This window comes from Pseudomonas sp. FW300-N1A1 (genome assembly GCF_058789115.1).
In genome coordinates, this window is record NZ_JBYTBK010000003.1 from 42,579 (window position 1) to 59,993 (window position 17,415).

Annotated in this window: 18 protein-coding genes and 1 other RNA gene; 11 read left to right on the forward strand and 8 right to left on the reverse strand. The window is 60.1% G+C overall.

The window, feature by feature from the left end:
* Window positions 1-148: 148 nt before the first annotated feature.
* Window positions 149-1,162 carry a porphobilinogen synthase gene (gene hemB, locus AC3WQN_RS03800; RefSeq protein WP_103398726.1) on the forward strand — a complete coding sequence of 338 codons (1,014 nt, stop codon included), beginning with the start codon at window positions 149-151 and terminating at the stop codon, window positions 1,160-1,162.
* 18 nt (window positions 1,163-1,180) lie between these two features.
* Window positions 1,181-3,406, forward strand: a complete 2,226-nt coding sequence (gene ppk1 / locus AC3WQN_RS03805; protein WP_103398727.1) for a polyphosphate kinase 1 — start codon at window positions 1,181-1,183, stop codon at window positions 3,404-3,406.
* Between the two features lie 54 nt (window positions 3,407-3,460).
* Here the strand turns inward: ppk1 and ppx are convergent, their stop codons facing one another.
* Window positions 3,461-4,963 (reverse strand): exopolyphosphatase, encoded by a 1,503-nt coding sequence (gene ppx, locus AC3WQN_RS03810; RefSeq protein WP_103398728.1) that lies wholly within the window; start codon window positions 4,961-4,963, stop codon window positions 3,461-3,463.
* Window positions 4,964-5,205: 242 nt separating this feature from the next.
* Between ppx and trxA the strand changes: the two genes are divergently transcribed.
* From trxA to AC3WQN_RS03835, 5 genes are all read left to right on the forward strand, one after another.
* Window positions 5,206-5,535, forward strand: coding sequence for a thioredoxin TrxA (gene trxA, locus AC3WQN_RS03815; protein WP_003206727.1), 330 nt, complete (start codon window positions 5,206-5,208; stop codon window positions 5,533-5,535).
* A 249-nt stretch (window positions 5,536-5,784) separates the two neighbouring features.
* Entirely contained in the window at window positions 5,785-7,044 is a 1,260-nt protein-coding gene (gene rho / locus AC3WQN_RS03820; RefSeq protein ID WP_020295939.1) for a transcription termination factor Rho, read from the forward strand.
* A 143-nt stretch (window positions 7,045-7,187) separates the two neighbouring features.
* Window positions 7,188-8,654, forward strand: coding sequence for a 4-hydroxy-3-polyprenylbenzoate decarboxylase (ubiD, locus tag AC3WQN_RS03825; RefSeq protein ID WP_095081871.1), 1,467 nt, complete (start codon window positions 7,188-7,190; stop codon window positions 8,652-8,654).
* Complete coding sequence (locus AC3WQN_RS03830) at window positions 8,654-9,622, forward strand: CDP-6-deoxy-delta-3,4-glucoseen reductase (RefSeq protein ID WP_103398729.1); 969 nt, start codon at window positions 8,654-8,656, stop codon at window positions 9,620-9,622. Before ubiD ends, AC3WQN_RS03830 begins: the two co-directional genes overlap by 1 nt.
* 259 nt (window positions 9,623-9,881) lie before the next feature.
* Window positions 9,882-10,550, forward strand: coding sequence for a gamma-glutamylcyclotransferase (locus AC3WQN_RS03835; RefSeq protein ID WP_095148673.1), 669 nt, complete (start codon window positions 9,882-9,884; stop codon window positions 10,548-10,550).
* Here AC3WQN_RS03835 and glpT read toward each other — a convergent pair.
* Entirely contained in the window at window positions 10,526-11,875 is a 1,350-nt protein-coding gene (gene glpT, locus AC3WQN_RS03840; protein WP_103398730.1) for a glycerol-3-phosphate transporter, read from the reverse strand. The two genes, AC3WQN_RS03835 and glpT, sit on opposite strands and share 25 nt — an antisense overlap.
* 326 nt (window positions 11,876-12,201) lie before the next feature.
* Here glpT and AC3WQN_RS03845 point away from each other — a divergent pair, with 326 nt between their 5' ends.
* Window positions 12,202-12,816 carry an energy transducer TonB gene (locus tag AC3WQN_RS03845; protein ID WP_256587196.1) on the forward strand — a complete coding sequence of 205 codons (615 nt, stop codon included), beginning with the start codon at window positions 12,202-12,204 and terminating at the stop codon, window positions 12,814-12,816.
* A 58-nt stretch (window positions 12,817-12,874) separates the two neighbouring features.
* Here the strand turns inward: AC3WQN_RS03845 and AC3WQN_RS03850 are convergent, their stop codons facing one another.
* Window positions 12,875-13,852, reverse strand: a complete 978-nt coding sequence (locus tag AC3WQN_RS03850) for an NADPH:quinone oxidoreductase family protein (RefSeq protein WP_103398731.1) — start codon at window positions 13,850-13,852, stop codon at window positions 12,875-12,877.
* Between the two features lie 158 nt (window positions 13,853-14,010).
* Here AC3WQN_RS03850 and AC3WQN_RS03855 point away from each other — a divergent pair, with 158 nt between their 5' ends.
* Window positions 14,011-14,418, forward strand: a complete 408-nt coding sequence (locus AC3WQN_RS03855; protein ID WP_095081864.1) for a flagellar basal body-associated protein FliL — start codon at window positions 14,011-14,013, stop codon at window positions 14,416-14,418.
* Window positions 14,419-14,464: 46 nt separating this feature from the next.
* Here AC3WQN_RS03855 and AC3WQN_RS03860 read toward each other — a convergent pair whose 3' ends face one another.
* Window positions 14,465-14,917 carry an EVE domain-containing protein gene (locus AC3WQN_RS03860; RefSeq protein WP_103398732.1) on the reverse strand — a complete coding sequence of 151 codons (453 nt, stop codon included), beginning with the start codon at window positions 14,915-14,917 and terminating at the stop codon, window positions 14,465-14,467.
* A 197-nt stretch (window positions 14,918-15,114) separates the two neighbouring features.
* Between AC3WQN_RS03860 and AC3WQN_RS03865 the strand changes: the two genes are divergently transcribed.
* The gene (locus tag AC3WQN_RS03865) at window positions 15,115-15,261 is read left to right on the forward strand and encodes a hypothetical protein (protein WP_095148672.1); all 147 of its coding nucleotides are present in this window, start codon (window positions 15,115-15,117) and stop codon (window positions 15,259-15,261) included.
* 3 nt (window positions 15,262-15,264) lie between these two features.
* On the opposite strand, the gene AC3WQN_RS03870 is transcribed toward AC3WQN_RS03865, so the two are convergent.
* From AC3WQN_RS03870 to AC3WQN_RS03885, 4 genes are all read right to left on the reverse strand, one after another.
* Window positions 15,265-15,903: a 5-formyltetrahydrofolate cyclo-ligase gene (locus AC3WQN_RS03870; RefSeq protein ID WP_103398857.1), complete on the reverse strand. Its 639-nt coding sequence runs from the start codon at window positions 15,901-15,903 to the stop codon at window positions 15,265-15,267.
* Window positions 15,904-15,990: 87 nt separating this feature from the next.
* A non-coding RNA gene (ssrS, locus tag AC3WQN_RS03875) (6S RNA) lies at window positions 15,991-16,169 on the reverse strand.
* Window positions 16,170-16,199: 30 nt separating this feature from the next.
* Window positions 16,200-16,517 carry a cell division protein ZapA gene (locus AC3WQN_RS03880; RefSeq protein WP_095081860.1) on the reverse strand — a complete coding sequence of 106 codons (318 nt, stop codon included), beginning with the start codon at window positions 16,515-16,517 and terminating at the stop codon, window positions 16,200-16,202.
* Complete coding sequence (locus AC3WQN_RS03885) at window positions 16,514-16,723, reverse strand: TIGR02449 family protein (RefSeq protein WP_007982902.1); 210 nt, start codon at window positions 16,721-16,723, stop codon at window positions 16,514-16,516. The genes AC3WQN_RS03880 and AC3WQN_RS03885 overlap by 4 nt, the downstream gene beginning before the upstream one ends.
* 127 nt (window positions 16,724-16,850) lie before the next feature.
* On the opposite strand from AC3WQN_RS03885, the gene AC3WQN_RS03890 reads away from it, so the two are divergent.
* A complete protein-coding gene (locus tag AC3WQN_RS03890; protein ID WP_103398733.1) occupies window positions 16,851-17,405 on the forward strand; it encodes a YecA/YgfB family protein in 555 nt (184 codons plus the stop codon).
* Window positions 17,406-17,415 lie beyond the last annotated feature (10 nt).

Here is a 17,415-nt window from a genome sequence, read left to right on the forward strand (position 1 = left end):
ATCCAAATGTGTCTCGACGTGAACATTTCCTACAAGGACAATGGATGCGACTACCGGTCACGGGGGTGCACACAACTGTAATCTGTTGGTCATAATGGATGCTTATAACTGTCACGCTCGCCTGCCAATGCGGGCTCAGGAGTCTGTCGTGAGCTTTACCCCCGCCAACCGTTTGTTTCCTGCAACCCGCCTGCGTCGCAATCGTCGTGACGAGTTTTCGCGTCGTCTGGTACGTGAAAACGTGCTGACCACCAATGACCTGATTCTGCCGGTATTTGTGCTGGACGGTGAGAACCGTCGCGAAGCGGTGGCCTCGATGCCTGGCGTCGAGCGCCTGACCATCGACCTGTTGCTGGAAGAGGCGGCCGGTTGGGTCGAGCTGGGTATTCCGGCCGTCGCCCTGTTTCCGGTGACGCCGACCGAACTCAAGTCCCTCGACGCGGCGCAAGCCTGGAACCCGGACGGCATCGCCCAGCGCGCCACGCGTGCCCTGCGTGCACGCTTCCCGGAGCTGGGGGTGATCACCGACGTCGCGCTGGATCCGTTCACCACTCACGGCCAGGACGGTATTCTGGATGAAGAAGGCTATGTGCAGAACGACATCACCGTCGATGCGCTGGTCAAGCAAGCCCTGTCCCATGCCGCTGCCGGTGCCCAGGTGGTCGCCCCGTCGGACATGATGGACGGCCGCATCCAGGCCATCCGTGAAGCGCTGGAGCTGGCAGGTCATGTCAACGTGCGAATCATGGCCTACTCGGCCAAGTACGCCAGTGCCTACTACGGCCCGTTCCGCGATGCCGTCGGTTCGGCGCTGAACCTGGGCAAGGCGAACAAGGCGTCCTATCAAATGGACCCGGCCAACGGCAACGAAGCGTTGCACGAAGTGGCTAGCGACTTGTCAGAAGGTGCGGATATGGTCATGGTCAAGCCAGGCATGCCGTACCTGGACATTCTTTACCGGGTCAAAGAAGAATTCAAAGTGCCGACCTTTGTCTATCAGGTCAGCGGTGAATACGCCATGCACATGGCGGCTATCCAGAATGGCTGGTTGAGCGAAGGGGTTATTCTTGAATCCCTGACCGCTTTTAAACGTGCCGGTGCTGATGGCATCCTCACTTACTTTGCCGTACGTGCCGCCCAATTGTTACGAGAGCAAAAATAGCCCTCCCAGGAACATTCGATGAATACCGAAGGCCTCACTGAAGTTGCCGTAAAAGAAGCTCAACCCGTGGTCGAGCCAGTCGTCGAACCCCCGCTGGAGATGGAGCCTGCTCCGCCCGCGGTGGTGGTCGACGTGGCACCCGCGGTACCGGCGATCGCTATTCCCGGTCTGGATGACAGCAGCCTGTACATCCATCGCGAGTTGTCGCAACTGCAGTTCAACATCCGCGTGCTGGAACAGGCGCTGGACGAGTCCTATCCATTGCTGGAGCGACTGAAGTTCCTGCTGATCTTCTCCAGCAACCTGGACGAGTTCTTCGAGATTCGCGTAGCCGGGCTGAAAAAACAGATCACCTTCGCCCGTGAACAGGCCGGTGCCGATGGCCTGCAACCGCATCAGGCACTGGCACGCATCAGCGACCTGGTGCATGGCCAGGTTGATCGCCAGTACGCGATCCTCAACGACATCCTGTTGCCGGAGCTGGAAAAGCATCAGGTGCGCTTCATTCGTCGGCGCCACTGGACCACCAAGATCAAGACCTGGGTGCGCCGCTACTTCCGCGACGAGATTGCCCCGATCATTACCCCGATCGGTCTCGACCCGACGCACCCGTTCCCGTTGCTGGTGAACAAAAGCCTGAACTTCATCGTCGAGCTCGAGGGTATCGACGCCTTCGGCCGCGATTCCGGCCTGGCGATCATCCCGGCGCCGCGTCTGCTGCCGCGCGTTATCAAGCTGCCGGAAGAAGTCGGCGGCTCTGGCGACAACTATGTGTTCCTGTCGTCGATGATCCACGCGCACGCCGATGACCTGTTCCAGGGCATGAAGGTCAAGGGCTGCTACCAGTTCCGCCTGACCCGCAACGCCGACTTGTCGGTCGACACCGAAGATGTGGAAGACCTGGCCCGTGCCCTGCGTGGTGAGCTGTTCTCCCGTCGCTACGGTGATGCGGTGCGCCTGGAAGTGGCTGATACCTGTCCGAAACACCTGTCCGATTACCTGCTCAAACAGTTCAACCTGCACGAGACCGAGCTGTATCAGGTCAACGGCCCGGTCAATCTGACGCGGCTGTTCAGCATTACCGGCCTGGACAGTCAGCGAGAACTGCAATACCTGCCGTTCACGCCGCAGATCCCGAAACTGCTGCAAAACAGCGAGAACATTTTCAGTGTGATCAGCAAGCAGGACATCCTGCTGCTGCACCCGTTCGAGTCGTTCACGCCGGTAGTCGACCTGCTGCGCCAGGCGGCCAAGGACCCGCATGTGCTGGCGGTTCGTCAGACCTTGTACCGCTCCGGCGCCAACTCGGAAATCGTCGATGCACTGGTCGACGCCGCGCGAAACGGCAAGGAAGTCACAGCGGTGATCGAGCTGCGTGCGCGGTTCGATGAAGAGTCCAACCTGCAACTGGCCAGCCGTCTGCAAGCGGCCGGTGCGGTAGTGATCTACGGCGTGGTCGGCTTCAAGACCCACGCCAAGATGATGCTGATCCTGCGTCGCGAGGCCGGCGAGATCGTCCGTTATGCGCACTTGGGGACTGGTAACTACCACGCCGCTAACGCCCGTCTGTACACCGACTACAGCCTGCTGACGTCCGACGACGCCTTGTGTGAAGACGTTGGCAAACTGTTCAGCCAGTTGATCGGCATGGGCAAGACCCTGCGCATGAAAAAGCTGCTGCATGCGCCCTTTACCCTGAAAAAGGGCATGCTCGACATGATTGCCCGCGAAACCCAGTTCGCCGTCGAGGGCAAGCCGGCGCACATCATCGCCAAGTTCAACTCGCTGACCGATCCGAAGATCATTCGCGCGCTGTACAAGGCCAGCCAGTCAGGGGTGCGTATCGACCTGGTGGTGCGTGGCATGTGCTGCCTGCGCCCAGGTATCGCCGGGGTTTCGCACAATATTCATGTGCGCTCGATCATCGGTCGCTTCCTGGAGCACACGCGGGTCTTCTACTTCCTCAACGGCGGCGAAGAGCAGATGTTCCTGTCCAGTGCCGACTGGATGGAGCGCAACCTCGACAAGCGCGTCGAGACCTGTTTCCCGGTGGAAGGCAAGAAGCTGATCACGCGGGTCAAGAAAGAGCTGGAGCTGTATCTGACCGATAACACCCACAGCTGGAGCCTGCAGTCGGACGGTCGTTACGTGCGCAATACGCCGACCGGCAACCAGAACCCGCGCAGCGCCCAGGCGACCCTGCTGGAGCGATTGGGCAGTCCGATCCTGACCGTCAGCAACTAACGCGCTGGCATCGGGCAAAAAAATGGCGATCCGTGTGGATCGCCATTTTTGTTTTCAGCGAACGTTCAACACCACGCCCACCCGGGTCAGCCACTCCGCCTCCAGGGCAAAGTCGGCCTGGGTCAGCTGGTTTTCGTCCAGCCAGTGCTCCGGGAACTGCACATCCAGATTGTCGCCATTGGCATGCAGCGTGACCTGCGGCATCGCCTGGGTGCCACGGATGTGATGAAACAGAATCGCAAAGCGCAATAGCACGCACAGGCGAATCAGCTTGATGCCGTCATCGCCGAACTCGGCGAACTTGTCCTTGGGGATGTTGCGGCGGTGGCCACGCACCAGCAGTGCCAGCATCAGCTGGTCTTCACGGGAGAAGCCGGCGAGGTCGGAGTGCTCGATCAGGTAGGCGCCATGCTTGTGGTACTGGTAGTGAGCGATGTCCAGCCCGACTTCATGGACCTTGGCCGCCCAGCCCAGCAATTCGCGCCAGACACCGTCGTCCAGGTCCCAGTCTGCTGCCACCTGGTCGAACGCATGCAGGGCCTTGCGCTCGACGCGTGCGGCTTGCTCCAGGTCAGCATGGTAGCGCTCCATGAGTGAGCCCAGGGTGCGCTCACGGACGTCTTCATGGTGGTGACGGCCCAGCAGGTCGTAGAGCACGCCTTCGCGCAGGGCGCCTTCACAGTGGTCCATGCGTTGCAACTCAAGCGCGTCGAAAATCGCTTCGAGGATCGCCAGGCCGGCGGGAAAGATGGCACGACGGTCGGGCTTGATGCCTTCAAAGTCGATTTTCTCGGCGTCGCCGAGTTTGAACAGCTTGCGCTTGAGCCAGGCCAGCCCTTCGGCGTTGACCTCGCCGGTGCCATGGCCACCCGCTTTCAGTGCCAGGCCAATGGCGCGGATAGTGCCTGAGGAGCCGATGGCTTCATCCCAGGTCAGGCGGTGCAGGGCGTGTTCGATGCTCATGATCTCCAGCCGTGCCGCGGTGTACGCCTGGGCGTAGCGGGCCGGGGTGATCTTGCCGTCCTTGAAATAGCGCTGGGTGTAGCTCACGCAGCCCATTTGCAGGCTTTCGCGCAGCAGCGGCTCAAAGCGCTGGCCGATGATGAACTCGGTGCTGCCACCGCCAATGTCGGCCACCAGGCGCTTGCCCGGGGTGTCGGCGAGCGTGTGGGAGACGCCCAGGTAGATCAGGCGTGCTTCTTCACGGCCGGAGATGACTTCTACCGGGTGGCCGAGGATTTCTTCGGCCCGGCGGATGAATTCGGCACGGTTGCGCGCTTCGCGCAGGGCGTTGGTGCCCACGATCCGCACGGCGCCCTGGGGCATACCGTTGATCAGTTGGGCAAAGCGCTTCAGGCAATCGAGCCCGCGCTGCATGGACTCTTCGCTGAGCTGGCGCTCTTCGTCGATCCCGGCAGCCAGTTGAACCTTCTCGCCAAGCCTCTCGAGAATCCGGATTTCATTGTGGTGAGCTTTGGCTACAACCATATGAAAGCTGTTGGAGCCCAGGTCGATAGCGGCGATCAGGGACAGATTCTTGGCTTGGGATTGGGGCATGGTGTGGGGGTCTCGGTCGATAACCCGCCCATCGTGCCACGATCAACCGCCGCCGCCAACGCGCAGCGCTGAATGCCTTGATCCAGACAACGTCTGTGGCGAGGGGGCGCGCCATCACTTGACTTGAGCTATACCCAAAGTCATGGGCCGCCATAGCGAGGCTCAATCATCTGCGGCTTCCTGAACGAGGGAAGGGCAGCTATGATGGGCCACGTTTTTTTGCTTACAACCTGGAGACTTCCATGAGCAGCGATCTTATCAAACACGTTAGCGACGCTAGCTTCGAAGCTGACGTACTCAAGGCCGAAGGTGCTGTACTGGTCGACTACTGGGCTGAGTGGTGCGGTCCATGCAAGATGATCGCTCCGGTCCTGGACGAAATCGCTGAGACCTACAAAGGCAAGCTGACCGTTGCCAAGTTGAACATCGACGAGAACCAGGAAACCCCGGCCAAGCACGGCGTGCGTGGTATCCCGACGCTGATGCTGTTCAAGAACGGCAACGTCGAAGCCACCAAGGTCGGTGCGCTGTCGAAGTCGCAACTGGCTGCCTTCCTCGACGCCAACATCTAAGCGTCGTTGCAAGTGTCACCCAAAAAGCCCCGCAAATCGCGGGGCTTTTTCGTTATTCAGGGCTAGACGCTCCTAAACTCAGGTGTTACATTCGGTCCCGCACTGGTTCCTCCAGTGCCCCCTGCAAGCCGTCGCCGACGCTCTCCTTTTCGAATAAGTACGCGATCCTGTCGCCTTCTCCGCGGCGCGGCCTCATTAAGCCGAAGGCTTAATTTCCCCCCCCTCCATAAATGATTACGTCATTCCTATATGAATCTGACTGAACTCAAGCAAAAGCCGATTACCGAACTGCTCGAATTGGCCGAACAGATGGGCATAGAAAATATGGCCCGTTCGCGCAAGCAGGACGTGATTTTCTCCTTGCTCAAAAAGCACGCGAAAAGCGGCGAGGAAATCTCCGGTGATGGCGTGCTGGAGATTCTCCAGGACGGCTTCGGCTTCCTGCGCTCCTCGGACGCTTCTTACCTGGCCGGCCCGGACGATATCTACGTCTCGCCAAGCCAGATCCGTCGCTTCAACTTGCGCACCGGTGACACCATCGTTGGCAAGATCCGCCCGCCGAAAGAAGGCGAGCGTTACTTCGCACTGCTCAAGGTCGACACGATCAACTACGATCGTCCCGAGAACGCGAAGAACAAGATTCTCTTCGAGAACCTGACCCCGCTGTTCCCGACCGTGCGCATGAAGATGGAAGCCGGCAACGGTTCCACCGAAGACCTGACCGGTCGTGTCATCGACCTGTGCGCACCTATCGGCAAAGGCCAGCGTGGTCTGATCGTTGCACCGCCAAAGGCCGGTAAAACGATCATGTTGCAGAACATCGCAGCCAATATCACCCGTAACAACCCGGAAGTTCATCTGATCGTGCTGTTGATCGACGAACGTCCTGAAGAAGTGACGGAAATGCAGCGCACCGTGCGCGGCGAAGTGGTTGCCTCGACGTTCGACGAGCCGCCAACCCGCCACGTGCAGGTTGCCGAAATGGTGATCGAGAAGGCCAAGCGCCTGGTTGAGCACAAGAAAGACGTGGTCATCCTGCTCGACTCCATCACTCGTCTGGCACGTGCCTACAACACCGTGATCCCGAGCTCCGGCAAGGTACTGACCGGTGGTGTCGATGCTCACGCCCTGGAGAAACCAAAGCGTTTCTTCGGTGCTGCACGGAACATCGAAGAAGGCGGCTCGCTGACCATCATCGCCACCGCGCTGGTTGAAACCGGCTCGAAGATGGACGAAGTGATCTACGAGGAATTCAAGGGCACCGGCAACATGGAGCTGCCACTGGATCGTCGTATCGCTGAAAAACGCGTCTTCCCGGCCATCAACATCAACCGTTCCGGCACCCGCCGTGAAGAGTTGCTGACGGCTGACGACGAGTTGCAGCGCATGTGGATCCTGCGCAAGCTCCTGCATCCGATGGATGAAGTGGCGGCCATCGAGTTCCTGATCGACAAGCTGAAACAGACCAAGACCAACGATGAGTTCTTCCTGTCGATGAAACGCAAGTAAGTTGACAAGGCTCAACAAAAAGCCGGGGAAACCCGGCTTTTTGTTATCTGATTATTGATGAACTGGCAGTTCAGTGTTCTGAACCCCGGGGTTCGGCGCTAAACTGCCAGCCCCGAACGCCACGGCCAATACGAGGCTCACGCATGCAGTATCGCGACTTGCGCGACTTTATCAGCGGTCTGGAACAGCGCGGCGAACTCAAGCGCATCCAGGTCCCGGTGTCCCCAGTGCTGGAAATGACCGAGGTCTGCGACCGCACCTTGCGGGCCAAAGGCCCGGCGCTGCTGTTCGAGAACCCCACCGGCTATGACATCCCGGTGCTTGGCAACCTGTTCGGCACGCCAGAGCGCGTGGCCCTGGGCATGGGTGCAGAGGCCGTCAGCGAGCTGCGCGAGATTGGCAAGCTGCTGGCCTTCCTCAAGGAACCCGAGCCGCCCAAGGGCCTGAAAGACGCCTGGTCCAAGCTGCCGATCTTCCGCAAGATCATCTCGATGGCGCCCAAGGTCGTCAAAGACGCGGTCTGCCAGGAGGTGGTCATCGAAGGCGACGACGTCGACCTGGCGATGCTGCCGGTGCAAACCTGCTGGCCGGGCGATGTCGGCCCGCTGATCACCTGGGGCCTGACGGTGACCAAGGGGCCGAACAAGGACCGGCAGAACCTCGGCATCTATCGCCAGCAGGTGATTGGCCGCAACAAGGTCATCATGCGCTGGTTGAGTCACCGTGGCGGCGCGCTGGACTACCGCGAGTGGTGCGAGAAGCACCCGGGCCAGCCGTTCCCGGTGTCCGTGGCGCTGGGCGCTGACCCGGCAACCATTCTGGGGGCGGTGACGCCTGTGCCGGACAGCCTGTCCGAGTACGCCTTCGCCGGCCTCTTGCGCGGCAACCGTACCGAGCTGGTGAAGTGCCGTGGCAACGACCTGCAAGTACCGGCCACTGCCGAGATCATCCTGGAAGGCGTGATCCATCCGGGCGAGATGGCCGACGAAGGCCCTTACGGCGACCATACTGGCTATTACAACGAAGTCGACAGCTTCCCGGTGTTCACCGTCGAGCGCATCACCCATCGCATCAAGCCGATCTACCACAGCACCTACACCGGACGTCCACCGGATGAACCGGCGATCCTCGGTGTGGCGTTGAACGAAGTGTTCGTGCCGATCCTGCAAAAGCAGTTCCCGGAGATCACCGATTTCTACCTGCCACCCGAAGGCTGCTCGTACCGAATGGCCATCGTGACCATGAAGAAGCAGTACCCGGGCCACGCGAAGCGGGTAATGCTGGGTGTCTGGTCGTTTTTGCGACAGTTCATGTACACCAAGTTCGTTATCGTCACTGACGACGATATCAACGCCCGCGACTGGAACGACGTGATCTGGGCCATCACCACGCGCATGGACCCAAAGCGCGATACGGTGATGATCGATAACACGCCAATCGACTACCTCGACTTCGCCTCGCCGATTTCCGGCCTGGGGTCGAAGATGGGACTCGATGCCACGCATAAGTGGCCTGGTGAAACCACCCGCGAGTGGGGCCGGGTAATCGTCAAGGATGAGGCGGTGACACGCCGGATCGATGCCATCTGGAATCAATTAGGAATAGATTGATGCGTGTAACCTTGCAGCCGTCCGGAGCAGTGCTAGAGATACTGCCCGGCGAGCGGATTCTCGATGGGGCGCGGCGCCTGGGCTACGAATGCCCGCAGAGCTGCCGTAACGGTAACTGCCACGTCTGTGCGGCGCTGTTGGTCGAAGGTCGGGTCGAGCAGTCCGGCAATGTGCGTGACCACGGCGAGTTCTACACTTGCATTGCAGAGCCGCTGGAAGACTGCATCGTATTGTGGGATGGCGTCCTTGCGCTGGGAGAGTTGCCGGTGCGCACCTTGTCGTGTCAGGTCATTGAGTGCAAGGACGTCGGCGGGGATACCTGGCGGGTTCGCCTGCGGGCACCGGCCGGCAAGCCGCCGCGCTATCACGCCGGCCAGTACCTGATGATCGAGCGTGAGAATGGCGAGAAATCGGCCTTTTCCCTGGCCTCGGCTCCCCATTCCGGTCGCGACCTGGAAATTCATGTATTGGCGCGCGAAGCCAGCGCACTGCGTCTGATCGAGCAGTTGCAGCGCAATCGCATGGCGCGGGTCCAGTTGCCGTTCGGTGACACCCACCTGGCGGAACTGCCGGAAGGGCCGCTGGTACTGATCGCCGCAGGCACCGGTATGGGGCAGATCCACAGCCTGCTCGAGCACTGCCGGGCCAAAGGCTTCAAGTATCCGGTGCATCTGTATTGGGGCGTGCGCCGTCCTGAAGATTTTTACCAGATGGAACACTGGGATGAATGGATGAAGCTGCCCAACCTGTTCCTGCACCAGGTCGTCAGCGACCTGTGCGGCTGGGAAGGGCGCTGCGGCATGTTGCACGAGGCGGTCTGCCAGGATTTCCCTGATCTCAAGGCCCTGCACGTCTACGCCAGCGGCTCGCCCGCGATGGTCTACGGCACGCTGGATGCGCTGGTCGAAGCCGGGATGGATGCCCATCAAATGCGCGCCGACGTATTTGCATATGCGCCGCGATCTTGATCCGCGCTCTTGAGCCGCGATCTTGATCCACGATCTTGATCCGCATTCGTTAATCGAAACGCCTTCGTTCCAACTCTCTATATAGCCCATCGGTATTTATTCAATTGAATAAATACCGAGCGGCTATATGTCATTCAGACATCCCGTTCAGCACCATGCCATGGCACTTAAGTTGCCTTGAAACAAATGTGCCTTATTGTTACGCCCGTGCGTTCTATTGAGTAATTGTTTACCCGCGGGGAGCTGAACGCTATTCGCCATGACAGCCATTGAATCTGCTTTTTTGAATCTGGCTTACCCTCCGCGGCTCGATCTGGGGCCGCAACTGACGCACGAGCAATTGCTTCACTCCATGCAAAGCACCCTGGCCCGACACAAGGGCGGGCCGGTGTGGTTGTTCGCCTACGGCTCATTGATCTGGCGCCCGGAATGCACGGCGGTCGAGCGGGTGCGCGCACGTGTGCATGGCTACCATCGCGGCTTGTACCTGTGGTCCCACGAACACCGTGGCACGCCGGAGTTGCCGGGCCTGGTGTTTGGTCTGGATCGGGGCGGTTCGTGCAGTGGCTTTGCCTACCGCCTGCCCGAAGAGCAACTGGAGGCTTCACTCTATGCCCTTTGGCAGCGCGAAATGCCGGTGCCGTCCTATCGTCCGCACTGGCTCACCTGCCGGTTGGCGGATGGCAGCAAGGTTCAGGCATTGGGGTTTGTATTGGAGCGACACCTGCCCAGTTATGCCGGTAACTTGCCGGATCACGTACTGAGCCAAGTGTTCGAAAACGCTTGCGGGCGCTACGGCACCACTCGCGATTATGTCGAGCAGACCGCCAGTGCCCTTCGTAGCCACGCCATGCCAGACCGGAATCTGGAGGCGCGGCTCAAGCGTTGCGGGTCATCGAAGGATCAAGCGATCGCTTCACGGCCCTGACTGGCCACTTGCTTGTGCCACAGGGTCGGCGCCAGGAATGCCATGGCCAGCAGGCAAGCACCGATCAGCAGCACGAAACCGCCATCCCAGCCGAAGTGGTCCACGGTGTAGCCCATGGCGGCACTGGCCGCGACCGAGCCGCCCAGGTAGCCAAACAGACCGGTGAAGCCTGCCGCCGTGCCAGCGGCTTTCTTCGGAGCGAGTTCCAGCGCCTGCAGGCCGATCAGCATCACCGGGCCGTAGATCAGGAAGCCGATCGACACCAGTGCGATCATGTCGACCGTCGGGTTGCCGGCCGGGTTCAGCCAGTAAACCAGGGTGGCGACGGTCACCAGCGCCATGAACACCATGCCGGTCAGGCCGCGATTGCCACGGAACACCTTGTCCGACAGCCAGCCGCAGAGCAGGGTGCCCGGAATGCCGGCCCACTCGTAGAGGAAGTACGCCCAGGACGTCTTGTCGACGGTGAAGTGCTTGGCTTCCTTGAGGTAGGTCGGTGCCCAGTCCAGTACGCCGTAGCGCAGCAGGTAGACGAATACGTTGGCCAGGGCGATGTACCACAGCATTTTGTTGCGCAGCACGTATTTGACGAAGATGTCCTTGGCGCTGAATTCTTCTTCGTGGCTGTCATCGTAGCCGTGCGGGTAGTCGTTCTTGTACTTCTCGATCGGCGGCAGGCCCACCGATTGCGGGGTGTCGCGCATCATGATAAAGGCAAACACCGCGACCAGCAGCGCCACGGCGGCAGGCACGTAGAACGCCGCATGCCAGTCGTTGAACAGGCCCATGCCAATCAGGAACAACGGGCCGATCAGGCCGCCACCGACGTTGTGCGCGACGTTCCATACCGACACCACGCCACCGCGTTCCTTCTGCGACCACCAGTGCACCATGGTCCGCCCGCTCGGCGGCCAGCCCATGCCCTGGGCCCAACCGTTGATGAACAGCAGGATGAACATCATGGTCACACTGGACGTCGCCCAAGGTGCGAAACCGAACACGAACATCACCCCGGCCGACACCAGCAGGCCAAATGGCAGGAAGTAGCGCGGGTTGGAGCGGTCGGACACCAGGCCCATCAAGAACTTCGACAGGCCATAGGAAATCGCGATAGCCGACATCGCCAGGCCCAGCTGACCGCGGGTATAGCCTTCTTCAATCAGGTAGGGCATGGCCAGGGAGAAGTTCTTGCGCAGCAGGTAGTAACCCGCATACCCAATGAATATCCCGGCGAAGATTTGCCAGCGCAGGCGCCGGTACGTGCTGTCTACGTCTTCTTCAGGCAATGGCGCCTGATGTGCGGCAGGGCGAAAGAAAGCAAACATTCAAGAGCTCCAGAATTCTTGTTTTGACTGCGGATGCGAATGTTACAGTTTCGTTACCGAAAATAGCACTGCTTCTCATCTGTTAAAAAGGCGTAAATGAACAAAGTCGCACATTCTTTTATGAACATGTCGCTCAGATATAAGTAGGCGACGGCGTAGGGCGTTTTACTTCGGCTGACATCAACGAGATCTACACGTAAGGAAGGGCGACGTTTTGGGAGGTTTCCCGCGTCTGGATCGGAAGTGGGGGGATGGGGTTGCCGGAGGGTGAGTTTTAACCTTTAGCGCGGGTGCCAAATCTGGTACATCGATCGCGGAGGGGCGTCATGCGCTGGCTTGGTCTGGTTTTACTGTTGTGTGCCGCGGGTGATGGGGTGGCCGGGGCTCTGTACCTGGTCCCGGATTACACTCCCAAGCCGAAGTACCCCAGGGAACTTCAGCGGGCGGGGATTTCCGGCGAAGTGCAAATTGGCTTGACCATCCAGGCCGATGGCTCGGTCAGCCAGGTGAGGGTGCTGGAAAGCGCCCCTCCGGGTGTTGCCGAGGCAGCCAAGGCGGTTATCAGTCAGTGGCGCTTCAAGTCCTGGGCCGTCGATGCCGACACCCAGGCTGAAGTGGAGGTGATCGCGCCGATGCGTTTTAGTCTGGATCTGGATTTGCCTTTGGGCGTTAACCAGTGGTTGAGTCGATTGTTGTGTCGGGAAATCACTCAATACACGGTCAATACGCCACGTTCGAGTTGGATGGACGCGACACCCTTTCATTACACCCGAGGGCATCTGTCGAGCGTGTTTCACGCAGAGCAGTTACCGGAAACCGAGCGACTGGCGCTGATCGCCAAGTTCAATGCCAGCGTGCCGGACATTGTTGATCGCTGCCGCGAGCATCCATCGCTCAGGTACAAACGAGTGATCCCTGCAGAAATTCGCAAGTTGCTATAGAGGAAGGGGAGAAAGCGACCTGGACACCCTCTGCCGGTATTCAGGTCGCGTGTGCGATTTAGCGGACCTGTACCACCACCTTCCCAACTGCCTTGCGCTGGCCAAGATCGTTGATGGCTTGCGCAGCATTGCTGAGCGGATACACCTGGGACACCAGTGGCTTCAACTTGCCTTCGGCAAACCAGTCGAACAACTGCTGGAAGTTCGTCGCGTTGTCTTGAGGCTGGCGCTGGGCAAACGAGCCCCAGAACACCCCCACCACGGCTGCGCCTTTGAGCAGGGCCAGGTTCACGGGCAGTTCCGGGATGCGGCCGCTGGCAAAACCCACCACCAGCAGCCGACCGTTCCAGGCGATGGCGCGAACCGCCTGGTCGAACAGGTCGCCGCCGACCGGGTCATAGATCACGTCGGCACCCTGACCATCGGTCAGGCGCTTTATTTCGTCCTTGAGGCTGTTTTCGCTGTAGTTGATCAGCTCATCGGCACCGGCGGCCTTGGCCACGGCAAGTTTCTCGGCGCTACTGGCGGCGGCGATGACCCGGGCACCCATGGCCTTGCCGATTTCCACGGCAGCCAGGCCCACGCCACCGGACGCGCCCAGCACCAGCAAGGTTTCCCCAGGTTGCAACTGGCCACGCTGTTTCAGGGCATGCATCGAGGTGCCGTAGGTCATGCTGAAGGCCGCGGCGGTGTTGAAGTCCATGGACGGCGGGATCGGCAACACGTTGTAGCCCGGCACTGCCACCTGCTCGGCAAAGCTGCCCCAGCCGGTCAGCGCCATGACCCGGTCGCCCACCTTGAGGTGGCTGACCTTTTCGCCGACCGCGCTGACCACGCCCGCCGCCTCACCGCCCGGGGAAAACGGGAAGGGCGGCTTGAACTGGTACTTGCCCTCGATGATCAGCGTGTCCGGGAAGTTGACCCCGGCGGCGTGCACCTCCAGCAGGATTTCGTTCTTCTTGGCGACAGGACTGGCGACTTCTTCCAGCACCAGCGATTCGGCGAGGCCGAAGGCTTTGCACAGCACGGCTTTCATCAGGGCTATTCCTTTGGGAGTGATGGCCGATAAGTGTAGGTGTGTGAGTCAAGCGGTCAACGAGCATGCCCCGCCCTGATAGCCAGCCATAAGCTTTGCGCTTGGGCTTGTCGGGGCGGGTCGCTATGCTGGGCCGCAAACCGGATAAGGAGCGAATTGTGAAAGCGTGGATCATGTTGTTGCTGGCCCTGTCTCTGCCTGTGGCAGCGATGGCCGAAGAAGCCAAAGAGGGCGAGGCGCCGAAAGTCAGCTACATCAGCCTGAGCCCGCCGTTCGTGGGTAACTACGGCCTGGATGGCACGCCCAAACTCAAGGTCTACAAGGCCGACGTGGCACTGCGGGTGACGGGTGATGAAGCGGCCAAGGCAGTGAAGGCCAACGAACCGTTGATCCGCAACCAATTGGTTGCCCTGTTCGCCCAGCAAACCACCGAGACCATGAACAACACCGAGGCCAAAGAGAAGCTGCGCCAGGAAGCCTTGAAGCAGACCCAGCAGGTAATGAACGACGAAACCGGTAAGCCGGTGGTCGAGGATCTGTTGTTCAACAACCTGATCATTCAATAAAGCGTGTTGCTTGCCGGCGACTGCCTGTGTGCAATCGCCGCATGGCTTACGAACGCAACGCCAACACTGCCGCCCACTGCTCGGCTGTCACCGGCATCACCGATAGCCGGGAGCCTTTCTGTACCAGCGGCATGTCGGCCAGTGCGGTTTGTTGTTTGAGGTAGTCGAGTTTGAGCACGCGGGGAAACGTCTCGACGTGCGCGACATTGATCGCGCTCCAGGCGTTTTTTTCGGGCGTGGCTTTTGGGTCGTAGTAATGGCTTTCAGGCTCAAGCGCCGTCGGGTCCGGATAGGCGGCTTCGACGATCCGGCCAATCCCGGCAATCCCGGGCTCGGGGCAGCTGGAGTGGTAAAAGAAAAACTCGTCGCCGACCGCCATGGTCCGCAGGAAGTTGCGTGCCTGGTAGTTGCGAACGCCGTCCCAGCGGGCTTCGCCGAGCCGTTCAAGGCCTTTGATCGAGAGCTCGTCGGGCTCGGATTTCATCAGCCAATAGGCCATCTTTTATGCTCCGAAAAGGGCGCTGGGAAAGTCGTTCGGCCATTTTATGACAAACCGACAGTCGGTTGGCGCCAGCGTTTGCGTGTCGCTGCACGTTACCGCAGAATGCCGGACTTTTAAGCAAGACGCGGCAAGCACGGCCTGTAACGGACACCGCTGCTGACATCGTGTGTGATATGCCTTGAGGGGGGCAATCGATGAAACGCAAACCGGATTTACTATGGGTTTTGGTGATTGTGTTCGGTTTGGGCGTCGTGACCACCGGTTACGCGCAAAGCCTGTGGGCGAACAAGACCGATGCGCCGATCGAAGTCGCGCAACAGGTACCACCCTTCAAGCGTTGATGCTCAACTAACAGGTGTCGCGGCCTTCGGTGGCGCCTGGTCTGCAACATACCATCGCCTGTCAGTCACCGTTGCCTGCAAGGGTACGTCCCAGCTCGCTTGAGCCAATTTCTCGACTTTCTGGCATTCATGGGCCAGCCCCAGCAGGATCGGCTTGCGCCAATTCTTGCGGCGCGCCAGGTAGGCCAGGCTGCGGTCATAGAAGCCGCCACCCATCCCCAGTCGTCCACCGCTTTCGTCAAAACCGACCAACGGCAACAACACCAGGTCCAGCGCCCAGACCTTGCGTTGCCGGGCCGGGTTGATCCGTGGCTCGGGGATGCGGAAACGATTGGGCCGCAGCTTTTCGCCGGGACGAACACGCTGGAAAACCATTTTGGTTCGCGGCCAGGCACTGAGCACCGGCAGGTAGGTCGCCTTGCCCCGGCGTTGTGCTTCACGCAGCAGCAAGCGCGGATCGATTTCACCGTCGGTGGGCAGGTACAGGGAGATATGTCTGGCTCGACGAAACAGTGGTTGTTGCGCCAACTGCCGATATAGCCCGCGGGCGGCCTGGCGTTGCTCACTGCGCGACAGGGCGCGGCGGGCCGTGCGCAGCATGCTTCGAAGTTGCGGGCGGGAAAGCGGCGCAGGTTCGGTCATCGTCATGGGCTGTTCGAGTGTCGAGGGCACCAGGACGGTGGCGTCGTAAAAAGCCAATGCCGGCAATAACCAGCATCGGCTTGAATCAGGCTCCCCGGATGAACCGCTGTCAACTTGGCCCTTGAACCCGAAAGTTCAAGGTGGAAGATGCAGTAGGCTTTAAGGCTTTCCGTCTAGCGGACATGCACACCAGCCCAACGTGCAACCTCCAGGGTAGTGCGAATCGGCTCAGGGACATCGTCAACTGGCAAGAACCCCAGGGAGTGGCGCGAGTATACCGCAACCACCCTCAGGAATCAGCCTTTGCTGACATCCGTATCGCTGGACAGCGCCAGGTCCACGCGATCGAGCAGGTCGCGCACTTGCTCGCGGGTCGAGGCGCTGGCCTGCACGTCCGGTCGTTCCTGGCTGTGCAGCAGGTCGTGAGTGATGTTCAGCGCGGCCATCACGGCAATGCGGTCGGCCCCGATGACTTTGCCGCTGCTGCGGATTTCGCGCATCTTGCCGTCCAGGTAACGGGCAGCGCTCACCAGATTGCTGCGCTCTTCCTGGGGGCAAATGATCGAGTATTCTTTGTCGAGGATCTGCACGGTGACGCTATTGCTTGAACTCATGAGTCTTGCTCCAGGGCCTTGAGGCGCGAAATCATCGATTCGACCTTACGCCGGGCGATTTCGTTTTTTTCAATGAGGTGCGCGCGTTCCTCGCGCCAGGTTTTTTCCTGAGCTAGTAAGAGTCCGTTTTGACTCTTAAGTTGCTCGACTCGAGTAATTAGCAGTTCGAGTCTGGCCATCAGCGCTTGCAGGTCGGTGTCTTCCATACGTGTTCCACAGGATTTGTCTGATGGGCGGTAACTGGCGGTCAGCCTTTAATAGTCTTGGCGTGTCTGTCGATGTAGGATACAGGGCTTCATTCTAGACATAGCGCCGCTTGGCGCCTAGCTGCCCATGCCCATTCAGAATTCTCCGTATCAAGCCTTCGCCACCCTGCTGAGTTCCAGCGGTCATCCCGCCTCGCCCGCCGAACTGCACGGCCTGCTACTCGGTCGCAGCTGCGCCGGTGCCGGCTTCGAAGTAGACGGCTGGCTGGTCGATGCCGCCGAACTGCTCGAAGGTGAACCACAAGACAGCGTTCGCAACGCCCTGATCGGCCTGCAGGAGATGGTCAAGGGCGAGTTGACCAGCGACGACATGACCGTCGTTCTGCTGCTGCCGTCCGACGACGCGCCGCTCACCGAGCGCGCGGCCGCACTGGGCCAGTGGTGCCAGGGCTTCCTCAGCGGGTTTGGCCTGAACTGCCGTGACAGCAGCGCGCTGAGCACCGAAGCCAGCGAAGTGTTGCAGGACCTGGCGGCCATCGCTCAGGTGCAAGACGCCCTGGAAGAGTCCGACGACGGCGAAAGCGACTACATGGAAGTCATGGAGTACCTGCGGGTTGCCCCATTGCTGCTGTTCACCGAGAACAGCAAGGCGGCGCCCGCTGCCAAGCCTTCTCTGCACTGATCCGCCTGCA